The organism is Nocardioides cynanchi, from assembly GCF_008761635.1.
Taxonomy (GTDB): domain Bacteria; phylum Actinomycetota; class Actinomycetes; order Propionibacteriales; family Nocardioidaceae; genus Nocardioides; species Nocardioides cynanchi.
This window is the reverse complement of the sequence record NZ_CP044344.1, coordinates 1,962,668-1,975,112: the sequence shown is the minus strand read 5'-3', so window position 1 is coordinate 1,975,112 and position 12,445 is coordinate 1,962,668. Positions and strand designations below refer to the sequence as shown.

The following is a 12,445-nucleotide window of genomic DNA, read 5'->3' as shown; positions in this document are numbered from 1 at the left end:
ATGATCGAGGACCTACGACCCCGTGTCGGTGTGTGGTCGGAAGCCGGCCGCCTGCGGCGAGTGCTCGTGTGTGCGCCCGGACTGGCGCACCAGAGGCTCACCCCGGACACGTGCGACGACCTGCTCTTCGACGACGTGATCTGGGTGGACCGCGCCAAGCGGGACCACTTTGAGTTCGTCACGAAGATGCGCGACCGCGGGGTCGAGGTCCTCGAGACCCACGAGCTGCTCTCCGACGTCGTCGCGACGCCGGAGGGCCGCTCCTGGGTGCTGGACCGCAAGATCACCGACGACCTCGTGGGCCCCGGGCTGACCCACGAGATCCGGGCCTGGCTCGACGGGGTCCCGTCTGCCCGGCTCGCGGACCTGCTGGTCGGCGGCGTGGCCTGGCGGGACGTGCCCGACGACCTCGGCGGGCCGTTCGTCACCGCGTTGCGTGACGGCACCGACCAGGCCGCGTTCGTGCTCCCGCCGCTGCCGAACACGCTGTTCGCCCGCGACAACACGTCGTGGATCTTCGGTGGCGTCACGCTGAACCCGATGTACTGGCCGGCGCGGCGCCAGGAGACGCTGCTGACCACGGCGATCTACCGGTTCCACCCGGCCTTCGCCGACACGGCGTACGACGTGTGGCTCGGCGATCTGGACGGGAACCCCCACGACCACGGACTCGCCACCCTCGAGGGCGGCGACGTGATGCCGATCGGCAAGGGGATCGTGGCGATCGGCATGGGGGAGCGGACCTCGCAGCAGGCGATCACCCAGGTCGCGCGGCGGCTGTTCAAGGCGGGGGCGGCCGAGCAGGTGATCGTGGCCAGCCTGCCGCGCACCCGGTCGGCCATGCATCTCGACACGGTGTTCACCTTCTGCGACGCGGACCTGGTCACGACGTTCGCCCCGATGACGGACGCGATCGTGCCGTTCACGCTGCGGCCCGACGACGGGTCCCCGTCGGGGCTGGACATCCGGCGGGAGAAGTCCGGTTTCGTGCCAACGCTCTCGGCGGCCCTCGGGATCGACCTGCGGGTCGTCAACACCGGCGGCGACCGCTTCGGCGCAGAGCGCGAGCAGTGGGACGACGGCAACAACGTCGTCGCTCTCGAACCCGGCGTCGTCGTCGGCTACGACCGCAACACCTTCACCAACACCCTGCTCCGCAAGGCCGGGGTCGAGGTGATCACCATCCCGGCCGGCGAGCTCGGCCGCGGTCGCGGTGGCGGCCGATGCATGACCTGCCCGATCCTGCGCGACCCCGTCTACTGACCCGCCCCTCACGAGAAGGAACCCCCGATGCCGTTCAACAACCGCAACCGCGACCTGCTCAGCCTCGTGCACCACTCCGAGCGGGACCTGCACTACCTGCTCGACCTGGCGCGTGACCTCAAGCGGGCGAAGTACGCCGGGGTGGAGCACCAGCACCTGCGCGGCAAGAACATCGCCCTGATCTTCGAGAAGACCTCCACGCGGACCCGTTGCGCGTTCGAGGTGGCGGCGTACGACGAGGGGGCGCACGTCACCTACATCGACCCGTCGTCCTCGCAGATCGGCCACAAGGAGTCCATGAAGGACACCGCCCGGGTGCTGGGGCGGATGTACGACGCGATCGAGTACCGCGGGTCCAGCCAGGCCAACGTCGAGACGCTGGCGGAGTTCTCCGGGGTGCCGGTCTTCAACGGGCTGACCGACGAGTTCCACCCGACGCAGATGCTCGCCGACGTGCTGACCATGACCGAGCACTCCGACAAGCCGATCCACCAGATCTCCTACGCGTTCGTGGGCGACGGCCGCAACAACGTGGCGAACTCGCTGCTGCTGGTGGGCTCCAAGCTGGGCATGGACGTGCGGATCGGGGCACCGCGCGAGCTGTGGCCGAGCGAGGAGCACGTGGCGATGTGCCGCGGCTTCGCTGAGCTGTCGGGTGCCCGGATCACGGTCACCGACGACCCCGTCGCCGCGGTCTCCGGGGTCGACTTCGTGCACACCGACGTGTGGGTGTCGATGGGCGAGCCGGTCGAGAGCTGGGGCGAGCGGGTCGACCTGCTGCTGCCCTTCCAGGTCAACGCCGAGCTGATGGCCGCCGCCGGCAACCCGCGGGTGCGGTTCATGCACTGCCTGCCCGCCTTCCACAACTCCGAGACGGTGGTCGGGGCGCGGGTGGCCGAGCAGTACCCCCTGCTGAAGAACGGGATCGAGGTCACCGAGGACGTCTTCGAGTCGCCGGCCAACATCGCCTTCGAGCAGGCCGAGAACCGGATGCACACGATCAAGGCGCTGCTCGTCGCGGCGCTGGGCTGAGGGGGCGGTGTCGATGCGGATCGTGATCGCCCTGGGCGGCAACGCCCTGCTCCAGCGTGGCCAGCCGATGACGGCGGCCAACCAGCGGGCCAACATCCGGACCGCCGCCGATCGGATCGCGCAGGTGGTGCCGGGCAACGAGGTGGTGATCGCGCACGGGAACGGGCCGCAGGTCGGGTTGCTGGCCCTCCAGGCGGAGGCGTACCACGACGTCGCGCCGTACCCCCTCGACGTGCTGGGCGCCGAGACCGAGGCGATGATCGGCTATGTGATCGAGCAGGAGCTCGGCAACCTGCTGCCGGTGGAGACGCCCCTGGCGACCGTGCTCACGATGATCGAGGTGGACCCGCGCGACCCGGCGTTCGCGCACCCGACCAAGCCGATCGGGCCGGTCTACGACCGCTGGACGGCGGAGAAGCACGCCCGCGACGACGGGTGGGCGATCGCCCCGGACGGCGCCGACTTCAGGCGCGTGGTGGCCAGCCCGGAGCCGCGCCGGGTCTTCGAGCTGCGGCCGATCCGGCAGCTGCTCGAGATGGGCACGGTGGTGATCTGTGCCGGTGGCGGCGGCATCCCGACGGTGTACGACGAGCACGGGCACCTGCACGGGGTCGAGGCCGTGATCGACAAGGATCTCGCCTCCGGACTGCTGGCGCGCGAGCTCGGTGCCGACCTGCTGGTGATCGCGACCGACGTCGACGGTGTCTACGCCTACTGGGGCACGCCGGGGCAGCGTCGGCTGGAGCAGGTCACGCCCGACGAGCTCGAGCCGATGGCGTTGCCGGCCGGCTCGATGGGTCCCAAGGTCCGCGCCGCGTGCCGCTTCGTGCGGGAGACCGGTCACGAGGCCGTGATCGGCTCGCTGGGCGACATCGCGGAGCTGGTCGACGGGCGCGGCGGCACCCGGGTCCGGCCCGCGCTGGCGGTGGCCCACACCTGATCTGAGCCCCGGGCCCGACACGTCGCTAGCCTGCCGTCGTGGACCGGATCTTCGACGCCTCGATCTTCACCAGCGCCTTCGTCACGCTGTTCGTGATCATGGACCCGGTCGGCACGGTGCCGATCTTCCTGTCGCTGACCGGCGGCTACGAGCCCCGGCGAGTACGGCGCGCGGCCCGGCAGGCCGTCCTGGTCTCGCTGGTCGTGATCCTGGTGTTCGCCTTCTTCGGCCAGAGCATCCTGGACTACCTGCACGTCTCGCTGCCCGCGCTCCAGTGCGCCGGGGGTCTCCTCCTGCTGCTGGTCGCGCTCGAGCTCCTCACCGGCCGCGGCGACGAGCCGATGGCGCAGGGCGACACCAACGTCGCGCTGGTGCCGCTCGGCACGCCGTTGCTGGCCGGGCCCGGCGCGATCGTCGCGACGATGGTGTTCTCCAAGCACGTTCACAACGTCGGCGACTTCCTGGCGGTCGGCGCGGCCGTGGTCGCCGTACACCTGTGTATCTGGCTGGCGATGACGTTCTCGATCCCGATCCTGCGGCTGCTGCGCGAGTCCGGGATCCTGCTGGTCACCCGGATCGCCGGGCTGCTGCTGAGCGCGATCGCGGTCCAGCTGGTGGCCGACGCCGTGCACGCCTTCATCAAGGCCTACAGCTGAGCCCTCGGTCCCGGCCGCGACCCGCGAGGAAAAACGAAAGACCAAGCCCCGTCCGGGGCTCAACTGGTCAGTACAGAACGCCGGGCTTAGCCAGGAAAGGTTCCAGGAGGAAGAAGCTGCCGACAAGCAACCCGAAGATGCCTCCGGCGACCACCAGGGACCGCGGGTAGTTCTGCGCCGCGCGTCTTCCCAGCGGCCCGCGTCCTGCCAGATTGCCGATGGCGCTCAGCACCAAGAGAGTGCCGACCGCGAGCGACCAGATCCCCGACCCGGTGAGCGAACCATCGGCTGACCGGTACATCAGATGCTGCAGCGCCCCGCTCCGACCCATTGCCCGGGGCCTTCAACGTCGTCCGAGGAACTGCAGCCGCTGGAACGCCGGCAGCGAGGCGTGCCGGCTGACCGCGGCGATCACCTTGTAGCGCTTCCCGGGGATCGAGCGCGCCCTGCCGGCGTCCCAGTCGGCCAGGGCACCGTCGACGACGCGGTCGACGTCGAGCCAGAGCAGCCGCGGCACCGCCTCGCGCTTGACGTCCATCCGCTCGTGGAACTCGGTGCGGGTGAAGCCCGGGCACAGGGTCATGATGTGGACGCCCTGCCGGCCGTACTCCCGCGACGCCCACGCCCCGAACGTCGTGACCCAGGCCTTCGCCGCGCTGTAGCTGCCGCGGGGCAGGAAAGCCGCCACGCTGGCGACGTTGATGATGCCGCCCGAGCCGCGCTTCACCATCGGGCCCAGTGCCGCGTGGGTCAGCCGCATGACGGCGGTGACGAGCACGTCGAGCGCGGCCTGCTCCTGCTCCACGGAGTTGTCGAGGAAGCGTCGCTTGAGCCCGAAGCCGGCGTTGTTGACCAGCAGGTCGACCGGCCGCGACTCGTCGGCGAGGCGGGCCTCCACCAGGGCCATCCCGGCGCGGTCGGACAGGTCCGCGACCAGCACCTCGGCGGTCACCGAGTAGGTCGCCGCCAGCTCGTCGGCCAGCGCGTGCAGCCGCTCCTCGTCGCGGGCGACCAGCAGGACGTCGTACCCCCGGTCGGCCAGCCGGAGGGTGAAGGCCCGCCCGATCCCCGCCGTCGGGCCGGTGACGACGGCCAGCGGGCGGGTGGCGGGTTCGCGCGGTGACGGGGAGGAGGCGGGAGACATGGGCCACAGCCAACCCGGCCTGCCGGGTCTGGGCAACTTCGTCCGGCATGATGGGAGGCGATGACCACCACACTCGCGGTCGCCAACCAGAAGGGCGGCGTCGCCAAGACGACCTCGGTCGCCTCGATCGGCGCCGCGCTCGCCGAGCTCGGACAGAAGGTCCTGCTCGTCGACCTCGACCCGCAGGCCTGCCTGACGTTCTCGCTGGGCATCGACCCCGAGGACCTCGAGCTCTCGATCCACCACGTGCTGACCAAGGGGCTCGACCCGGCCGAGGTGGTGCTGGCCACCGACGACGGCGTCGACCTGCTGCCGGCCACCATCGAGCTGGCCCGCGCGGAGGCCGACCTGCTGACGCGCACCGGCCGCGAGCACGTGCTCAAGGGCGCCCTCGAGGACCTCGCCGAGACCACCACCTACGACTGGGTGCTGCTCGACTGTCCGCCCTCACTCGGCGTCCTCACCGTCGCTGCGCTGACCGCGGCCGACGGGGTGCTCGTCCCGCTCCAGTGCGAGACCCTGTCGCACCGGGGCGTGGGCCAGCTGCTCGACACCGTGCACGACGTGCGCCGCTTCACCAACCGCGGGCTGGAGGTGTGGGGCGTCCTGCCGACGTTGTACGACGGGCGCACCAACCACGCGCGGACCGTGCTGGAGACGATCTCGGAGACCTACGACCTCGAGGTGATCGAGCCGCCGATCCCCAAGACGATCAAGTTCGCCGAGGCGCCTGCCGCCGGCCGGTCGATCCTGTCCACCAGCCGCAGCAGCAAGGGCGCCAAGGCCTACCGCGACGTCGCCGAGACGCTGATGAAGCGGGCCGGCCGGCGTCGTACCACCGGGAAGGGGCGCCGATGACCGGTCACCGAGGATCCACCCGACCCCGCTACGGGCGGATCGCCGCCCTCGGCTCGGCGGTCGTGGTCACGGCGCTGACCGGTCTGGCCGGGATGGGCATCCTCGGCGGCGGGGGGACCACGGCCCTGGCCGACCCGGTCGCCCGCCAGGCGTCGTACCAGCAGAGCCGGCCGACGGTGCCCACGCCGTCCGCCACGGCGCCGGCCCCGTCGACGAGCACCGGGCCGACCGGCACCGACACCACGCCACTGGGGCCGACCACCAGCGGCGGCCGGTCCGACGCCACGACGCAGGCCCCGCTACCGGCGGCCAGCGGCAGCGGCCGCCGGATCGTGTTCAGCCAGCACCTGCAACGGGTCTGGCTGGTGGGCGCCCATGACACGACCCGCCGGACCTACCTCGCCTCGGGCAGCCTGACCGACAACCTTCAGCCGGGCCACTACGCCGTCACCCAGCGGGAGCGGCACGCCATCGGCATCGACGACTCCGGCACCATGCAGTACTTCGTGGTCTTCACCGCCGGTCCGACCGGTGCCGCGATCGGCTTCCACTCGATCCCGGTCAAGGACGGCCACCTGGTGCAGACCGTCAGCCAGCTGGGCACGCCCCAGTCGCACGGTTGCATCCGCCAGTGGAAGCCGGACGCCGTCGCGCTGTGGCACTTCGCCCCGGTCGGGACCAGGGTCGTCGTCGTCGCCTGAGCAGGCTCAGGACGCGGTCGAGGTGCCCGGGCTGCGGCGTCGACGCCGCAGCCGCGTGCGCGCCGGACGCTCGGCGCCGCTCGGCTCCGAGCCGGGGACCTCGGTGGCCGAGGCCACGGGTGCCGGCGACCCGGTCACCTGCTCGCCGCTGCGGGTACGGCTGCGCTCGCGACCCTGGCGGCTGCCCTCGCGGCCACCGGAGCGGCCGGACCGATCGGAGGACCGACCGCTCCGGCGCTCGCCGTCGCGGTCGCTGCGGGGCGCCCGCTCGACCGGGGCGGGGTCGACGATCCGGCCCTTGGTGCCCTCGGGGATGCCGAGGTCGTGGAAGAGGTTGGGCGAGGTCGAGTAGGTCTCCTGGGGCTCGTCGAACGGCAGGTCGAGCGCCTTGTTGATCATCTTCCAGCGGTGCACGTCCGCCCAGTCGACGAAGGTCACGGCGATCCCGGTCGCGCCGGCCCGGCCGGTGCGACCGATCCGGTGGATGTAGGTCTTCTCGTCCTCGGGGCAGGTGTAGTTGATGACGTGGGAGACGCCCTGCACGTCGATGCCGCGGGCGGCGACGTCGGTGGCGACCAGCACCCGGATCTTGTCCTCGCGGAACTTGGTCAGGGCCTTCTCGCGGGCCACCTGGGCCATGTCGCCGTGCAGGGGCGAGGCACTGAAGCCGCGCTCGGCGAGGTCGTCGGCGATCCGCTGCGACTGACGCTTGGTGCGGGTGAACACGATGATCTTGTCGGCGTCCTCGGCCTGGAGGATCCGGCCGATGATCTCGGGCTTGTCGAGGTCGTGGGCCTGGTAGATGAACTGGGCGGTCGCCGGCACCAGCTGGGTGTCGTACGACGACTCGGCACGGATGTTCATCGGGTGCCGCATGTGGGTGCGGGCCAGGGCGACGATCGCGCCCGGCATGGTGGCGGAGAACAGCATGGTCTGGCGGGTCTCGGGGGTCATCTTGAGGATCCGCTCCACGTCGGGCAGGAACCCGAGGTCGAGCATCTCGTCGGCCTCGTCGAGCACCAGCGCGTGCACGTGGGAGATGTCGAGCGCCTTGCGGTTGCACAGGTCGATCAGCCGGCCGGGCGTGCCGACCACGATGTCGACTCCGCTGGTGAGGGCGTCGAGCTGCGGCTCGTAGGGCACCCCGCCGTACACCGTCAGGACGCGGAGGCCGAGGTCCTTGCTGGCCAGGGCGAGGTCGCCGCTGACCTGGAGCGCGAGCTCGCGGGTCGGGGCGACGATCAGGGCCTGGGGCTTGCCCTGCGGCAGGTCGGCGTACGCCGGGTCGGTGGAGACAACGCTGCGCTGCATCACCGGGATGCCGAAGGCGAGGGTCTTGCCGGTGCCGGTGCGGGCCTGGCCGATCAGGTCGGTGCCGAGCAGGGCGACCGAGAGGGTCATCTCCTGGATGGCGAAGGGCGTGGTGATGCCGCCGCGCTCGAGCGCGTCGCAGATCTGGGGCAGGACGCCGAGGTCCCGGAAGGTCGAGGTCACGGAAGTGGGTTCGCTTTCAGTTCGAGCCAGTGTCGTCGTTGCGGCTGACCCAGGCTCAAACCGTTGCGTCTGCCGCGCACATACAGGTGGCGCTCGAAGGAAACGGGCGCCCGCCCTCACCGCTCTCGCGGGGACGGCCCCAGTCTATCGGTAGCGTGGAGGCATGACGGAATCCCCGGAGGCCGGCGCGGCGGATCCCGGCCCGGCCCCGCGACCCGGCCAGGTCGTCTTCGAGGACGCCGACTACCTGCACGCGGTCGTGGACCTGCTGGGCGCGATCGCGTACGGCGAGCTCTCGGCCTTCGAGCGGCTCGTCGACGACGCCAAGCTGGCGCCCTCACTGCGCGACCAGGTGGAGATGTGCGCGATGGCGAGCCTGGAGTTCGGGCACGTCACCCGCCTCCACGAGCGGCTGGTCGCCCTCGGGGCCGACCCGTTCGACGCGATGGCCCCCTTCGAGGCCGCGATCGACCAGTTCCACGCGCACACCGCCCCGGCCGACTGGTACGAAGGGCTGATCAAGGCCTACGTCGGGGACGGCATGGCGGCCGACTTCTACCGCGAGATCGCGGCCTACCTCGACGCCGACACCCGCGACCTGATCGTCGCCTCGCTCGACGACTCCGGCCAGGCGACCTTCGCGGTTCGTCACATCCGGCAGGCGATCGCCGACGACCCCACCCTGGGCGGGCGGCTGGCCCTGTGGGGACGCCGGCTGATGGGGGAGGCGCTGACCCAGGCCCAGCGGGTCGCCGCCGAGCGGGACGCCCTGACCGCGCTGCTCGCCGGTGGCATCGACCGGCCGGGGCTCGACCTGGCCGCGATCGGCCGGATGTTCACCCGGATCACCGAGCGGCACGCCGACCGGATGGCCGAGCTCGGGCTGTCGGCCTGAGTCTCGGCCCTTGCATGCGCAGACCCCGCCCCGGCGAGCCGGGGCGGGGTCTGCGTGCGTTGCGTGGGCCTGGTCAGGCTTTCTTGGCGCGCCCGGTCACGGTTGCGGCGATCATCACGAGGATCGCGGCGAAGATGATGGAGACGAAGAACGCAAGCCAGTCGATCCCGTGGGTCCCGCCCAGCCAGCCGTAGCCGATGAGCACACCGACGATGCCGCAGACGACGGTCAGCCAGAGCGGAATGTTGTCTCGATCCCCCGGTGCCACGAACTTGCCCAAGAGACCGATGATGATGCCCATCACGATGACGAAGAACCAACCCATGAGTGCCTCCTGTGTCGACCCGGCTCCCGATCAAGAGCTCGGTCCATGTGCCTCGATCATGCCGGGTCAGGCGCACGATGGCGAAACGCTGGGGCCCCGCCAGCTACCTCAGCTGCGGAAACCCACCTGCCCGCTGACGCCGCCGCCGACCTCGAGGTAGGCGATGTTGCGCGCCGGGACGAGGACCCGTCGTCCGCGACTGTCGGTGACAGCGAAGAGACCGTCGCTGCCGACCGCGTCGGCCAGTGCGGACTCGATCTCCTCGGCGGTGTCCGCGGTCTCGATCACGAGCTCCCGGGGTGCGTGCTGGACGCCGATCTTGACTTCCATGGGTCTCCTTCGATGGTCAGTGCTCGTCGGTCAGGGGGTAGCCGCGGATGCCCCGCCAGGCCAGGCCGCTCACGAGCTCGACCGCCTGCGGCTGGCTGATCCCGGCCGCCTCCGAGATCCAGAACCGGGCGCTGACCTGGGCCATTCCCACCAGCGACACCGCGAGCAGTCGCGAGGCCTCGCCCGGGAGCCCGGTGTCGTCGTGGATGACGTCGGCGATCATCGCGGCGCACTCGCTGGTGACGCGGTCGACGTGCTCACGGACGGCCGGCTCGCTGGTCAGGTCGGACTCGAAGACCAGGCGGAAGGCGCCGTTCTCGGCCGCGACGTAGGAGTAGAACGCGGCCATCGCGGCGGCGACCCTCGTCTTGTTGTCGTGGGTCGAGGCCAGCGCGGCACGGCAGTTGTCGATGATCTGGTCGCAGGAGACGTCGAGCAGGGCGAGGTAGAGGTCGAGCTTGCCCGGGAAGTGCTGGTAGAGCACCGGCTTGGAGACCCCCGCCCGCTCGGCGATGTCGTCCATCGCGGCGGCGTGGTAGCCCTGGGCGACGAACGCCCCGAGTGCGGACTCGAGGAGCTGGACGCGCCGTTCGTTGCGGGGGAGCCTGCCCCCGCGCGGCTTCTGGTCCTGTCCGGACCTGTCCGTCGTACCCACGACTGGCACCCTACTGTCCGGTGCGTCACGTCCGGATGACGGACGCGCTCGGCCGGCCGGGGTGCGGTCGGGACGATGGGACGGGAACACCGGCGGCCGGGGATCGGTTGGGACGGGTGTTCACCACCTCGCACCGAAGCACCGTCGTTAGGAGCACACGTGTCCCTCCCCCCGCTGGTCGAGCCCGCAGACGAGCTGACCCTGGACGAGGTACGCCGGTACAGCCGGCACCTGATCATCCCCGACGTGGGGATGTCGGGTCAGAAGCGGCTGAAGAACGCCAAGGTGCTCGTCATCGGCGCCGGTGGGCTCGGCAGCCCGGCGCTGCTCTACCTCGCCGCCGCGGGCGTGGGCACCCTGGGCATCGCCGAGTTCGACGAGGTCGACGAGTCCAACCTCCAGCGCCAGATCATCCACGGGCAGTCCGACATCGGGAAGTCCAAGGCGGAGTCGGCCAAGGAGTCGATCGCCGAGACCAACCCCTACGTGAACGTCGTGCTCCACGAGGAGCGGCTCGACAACGACAACGTGATGCAGGTCTTCGAGGGTTACGACCTGATCGTCGACGGCACGGACAACTTCGCGACCCGCTACATGGTCAACGACGCGGCGTACTTCCTCGGGATCCCCTACGTCTGGGGCTCGATCTACCGCTTCGACGGCCAGGCCTCGGTGTTCGCACCGAAGCAGGTGGACGACGCGCCCTGCTACCGCTGCCTGTACCCCGAGCCCCCGCCGCCGGGCATGGTCCCGAGCTGCGCCGAGGGCGGCGTCCTCGGCGTGCTGTGCGCCAGCATCGGTGCGATCCAGGTCAACGAGGCGATCAAGCTGCTGACCGGGATCGGCGACCCGCTGGTCGGTCAGCTGATGATCTACGACGCCCTGGAGATGGAGTACCGCAAGCTGAAGGTCCGCAAGGACCCGAACTGCGCGCTGTGCGGCGAGCACCCCACGGTCACCGGGCTGATCGACTACGACACGTTCTGCGGCGCGGTCTCCGAGGAGGCCTCCGAGGCGGCGGTCGGGTCGACGATCTCGGTGGTCCAGCTCTCGCACATGCTCAAGGAGCGGGAGAACGGCGAGCGCGACTTCGTGCTGGTCGACGTCCGCGAGCCGAACGAGGCCGAGATCAACCACATCCCGGGCGCGGTGCTGATCCCGAAGGGCGACTTCCTCAACGGGTCGGCCCTGGAGCGGCTGACCGAGCTGACCGGTGGCGACAAGCAGATCGTGATGCACTGCAAGACCGGAGTGCGTTCGGCCGAGACGCTGGCCATCGTCAAGGGCGCGGGGTACGCCGACGCGGTGCACGTCGGCGGTGGCGTGGTGGCCTGGGTCGACCAGATCGACCCGAGCCAGCCGACGTACTGACCGCACCGCTCCGGGTTACGGTGCGTGCATGACCTCTGCTCGGCGCGGTGCCGTCGCGGTGGCAGCGACCCTCGCCGGGGTCGTGGTCGTGCTGCTGTTCGTCGCGCTCGCGGCGCGGGCCGGGCCGTCGGGGATCATCCACGGCACGGGTCACGACGGGGTCTTCCATGCGCCCTCGCCGCCGGCGACGGCGCCGCCGCTCCACCACGGCGGCCACGTGCACGCGGGGCCGCCGGCCCACTCGCCGTGGTGGGCGCGAGCCCTCCTGATCGGCCTGGCCGCGATCGCCTGCGGGTTCGTGCTGCTGGGGGCGGTCTCCGCCTTCGGGCTGCTCAAGCTGATCTCGCTGCCGGGCCGGCGGCGAGCGACCGAGCAGGCCCTCGAGGTGGAGGTCGACTGGCTGGAGGACCCGGTGGCGGCCGCCGAGGAGATCCGCCGGGGCTCGGACCTGCGGGAGCAGCTGCTCCGGACCGGTCCGCCCCGCAACGCGATCGTCGCCTGCTGGAGCCGGTTCGAGGAGCAGGCCGCCCAGGTCGGGCTGGCGCCCCGTGAGTGGGAGACGCCGTCGGAGTTCACGGTGCGCGTGCTCGGGGCCCTGGCCCGCGACCAGGACGCCGTGGACAGGCTCGAGCGGCTCTACGTCGAGGCCCGCTTCTCCCGGCACGAGATCACCGAGGAGCACCGCGAGCGCGCCATCGAGGCGGTCCGGCGGGTGCACGCGTCGCTGCTCACGGCCGCTCCCGCCAAGCCCTGAGCAGCGTTCCGGGCCGTAACCCGGGTC

Annotated in this window: 15 protein-coding genes; 9 read left to right on the top strand and 6 right to left on the bottom strand. The window is 71.1% G+C overall.

Annotation, left to right across the window (positions count from 1 at the left end; genetic code table 11):
• The 4 genes from E3N83_RS09645 to E3N83_RS09630 are packed head-to-tail and all read left to right on the top strand — an operon-like array spanning nt 1 to nt 3,891.
• Nucleotides 1-1,263: an arginine deiminase gene (locus tag E3N83_RS09645; RefSeq protein WP_151083062.1), complete on the top strand. Its 1,263-nt coding sequence runs from the start codon at nt 1-3 to the stop codon at nt 1,261-1,263.
• 27 nt (nt 1,264-1,290) lie between these two features.
• A complete protein-coding gene (locus E3N83_RS09640; RefSeq protein WP_151083061.1) occupies nt 1,291-2,295 on the top strand; it encodes an ornithine carbamoyltransferase in 1,005 nt (334 codons plus the stop codon).
• Between the two features lie 13 nt (nt 2,296-2,308).
• Entirely contained in the window at nt 2,309-3,235 is a 927-nt protein-coding gene (gene arcC / locus E3N83_RS09635; RefSeq protein ID WP_151083060.1) for a carbamate kinase, read from the top strand.
• 38 nt (nt 3,236-3,273) lie between these two features.
• Nucleotides 3,274-3,891 (top strand): MarC family protein, encoded by a 618-nt coding sequence (locus E3N83_RS09630; RefSeq protein ID WP_151083059.1) that lies wholly within the window; start codon nt 3,274-3,276, stop codon nt 3,889-3,891.
• A 67-nt stretch (nt 3,892-3,958) separates the two neighbouring features.
• Here E3N83_RS09630 and E3N83_RS09625 read toward each other — a convergent pair whose 3' ends face one another.
• Entirely contained in the window at nt 3,959-4,192 is a 234-nt protein-coding gene (locus tag E3N83_RS09625) for a hypothetical protein (RefSeq protein ID WP_151083058.1), read from the bottom strand.
• 42 nt (nt 4,193-4,234) lie between these two features.
• Entirely contained in the window at nt 4,235-5,035 is an 801-nt protein-coding gene (locus E3N83_RS09620; RefSeq protein ID WP_151083057.1) for an SDR family NAD(P)-dependent oxidoreductase, read from the bottom strand.
• Nucleotides 5,036-5,095: 60 nt separating this feature from the next.
• Here E3N83_RS09620 and E3N83_RS09615 point away from each other — a divergent pair, with 60 nt between their 5' ends.
• Both E3N83_RS09615 and E3N83_RS09610 read left to right on the top strand, forming a co-directional pair.
• Nucleotides 5,096-5,893, top strand: coding sequence for a ParA family protein (locus tag E3N83_RS09615; RefSeq protein WP_151083056.1), 798 nt, complete (start codon nt 5,096-5,098; stop codon nt 5,891-5,893).
• Nucleotides 5,890-6,594, top strand: a complete 705-nt coding sequence (locus E3N83_RS09610) for a L,D-transpeptidase (protein WP_151083055.1) — start codon at nt 5,890-5,892, stop codon at nt 6,592-6,594. The genes E3N83_RS09615 and E3N83_RS09610 overlap by 4 nt, the downstream gene beginning before the upstream one ends.
• Before the next feature lie 6 nt (nt 6,595-6,600).
• On the opposite strand, the gene E3N83_RS09605 is transcribed toward E3N83_RS09610, so the two are convergent.
• Nucleotides 6,601-8,208 (bottom strand): DEAD/DEAH box helicase, encoded by a 1,608-nt coding sequence (locus E3N83_RS09605; protein WP_151083054.1) that lies wholly within the window; start codon nt 8,206-8,208, stop codon nt 6,601-6,603.
• A gap of 43 nt (nt 8,209-8,251) precedes the next feature.
• Here E3N83_RS09605 and E3N83_RS09600 point away from each other — a divergent pair, with 43 nt between their 5' ends.
• Nucleotides 8,252-8,983 carry a ferritin-like fold-containing protein gene (locus E3N83_RS09600; RefSeq protein ID WP_151083053.1) on the top strand — a complete coding sequence of 244 codons (732 nt, stop codon included), beginning with the start codon at nt 8,252-8,254 and terminating at the stop codon, nt 8,981-8,983.
• 73 nt (nt 8,984-9,056) lie between these two features.
• On the opposite strand, the gene E3N83_RS09595 is transcribed toward E3N83_RS09600, so the two are convergent.
• The 3 genes from E3N83_RS09595 to E3N83_RS09585 form a co-directional block, all read right to left on the bottom strand.
• A complete protein-coding gene (locus E3N83_RS09595; protein ID WP_151083052.1) occupies nt 9,057-9,308 on the bottom strand; it encodes a GlsB/YeaQ/YmgE family stress response membrane protein in 252 nt (83 codons plus the stop codon).
• Between the two features lie 108 nt (nt 9,309-9,416).
• Nucleotides 9,417-9,638, bottom strand: coding sequence for a DUF3107 domain-containing protein (locus E3N83_RS09590; RefSeq protein WP_151083051.1), 222 nt, complete (start codon nt 9,636-9,638; stop codon nt 9,417-9,419).
• A 16-nt stretch (nt 9,639-9,654) separates the two neighbouring features.
• Complete coding sequence (locus tag E3N83_RS09585; RefSeq protein ID WP_151083050.1) at nt 9,655-10,293, bottom strand: TetR/AcrR family transcriptional regulator; 639 nt, start codon at nt 10,291-10,293, stop codon at nt 9,655-9,657.
• Between the two features lie 159 nt (nt 10,294-10,452).
• On the opposite strand from E3N83_RS09585, the gene moeZ reads away from it, so the two are divergent.
• Together moeZ and E3N83_RS09575 are read left to right on the top strand one after the other, a co-directional pair.
• Nucleotides 10,453-11,664, top strand: a complete 1,212-nt coding sequence (moeZ, locus tag E3N83_RS09580; protein ID WP_151083049.1) for an adenylyltransferase/sulfurtransferase MoeZ — start codon at nt 10,453-10,455, stop codon at nt 11,662-11,664.
• A 28-nt stretch (nt 11,665-11,692) separates the two neighbouring features.
• Entirely contained in the window at nt 11,693-12,418 is a 726-nt protein-coding gene (locus E3N83_RS09575) for a DUF4129 domain-containing protein (protein WP_151083048.1), read from the top strand.
• The last annotated feature ends 27 nt before the right edge of the window (nt 12,419-12,445 follow it).

Bases quoted from the DNA above. Each gene is read 5' to 3' on its own strand.
- E3N83_RS09625 (WP_151083058.1), bottom strand. From the start codon at position 4,192: ATGTACCGGTCAGCCGATGGTTCGCTCACCGGGTCGGGGATCTGGTCG.
- E3N83_RS09600 (WP_151083053.1), top strand. From the start codon at position 8,252: ATGACGGAATCCCCGGAGGCCGGCGCGGCGGATCCCGGCCCGGCCCCG.
- E3N83_RS09575 (WP_151083048.1), top strand. From the start codon at position 11,693: ATGACCTCTGCTCGGCGCGGTGCCGTCGCGGTGGCAGCGACCCTCGCC.
- E3N83_RS09615 (WP_151083056.1), top strand. From the start codon at position 5,096: ATGACCACCACACTCGCGGTCGCCAACCAGAAGGGCGGCGTCGCCAAG.
- E3N83_RS09645 (WP_151083062.1), top strand. From the start codon at position 1: ATGATCGAGGACCTACGACCCCGTGTCGGTGTGTGGTCGGAAGCCGGC.
- E3N83_RS09640 (WP_151083061.1), top strand. From the start codon at position 1,291: ATGCCGTTCAACAACCGCAACCGCGACCTGCTCAGCCTCGTGCACCAC.
- E3N83_RS09590 (WP_151083051.1), bottom strand. From the start codon at position 9,638: ATGGAAGTCAAGATCGGCGTCCAGCACGCACCCCGGGAGCTCGTGATC.
- E3N83_RS09610 (WP_151083055.1), top strand. From the start codon at position 5,890: ATGACCGGTCACCGAGGATCCACCCGACCCCGCTACGGGCGGATCGCC.
- E3N83_RS09620 (WP_151083057.1), bottom strand. From the start codon at position 5,035: ATGTCTCCCGCCTCCTCCCCGTCACCGCGCGAACCCGCCACCCGCCCG.
- arcC (WP_151083060.1), top strand. From the start codon at position 2,309: ATGCGGATCGTGATCGCCCTGGGCGGCAACGCCCTGCTCCAGCGTGGC.
- E3N83_RS09595 (WP_151083052.1), bottom strand. From the start codon at position 9,308: ATGGGTTGGTTCTTCGTCATCGTGATGGGCATCATCATCGGTCTCTTG.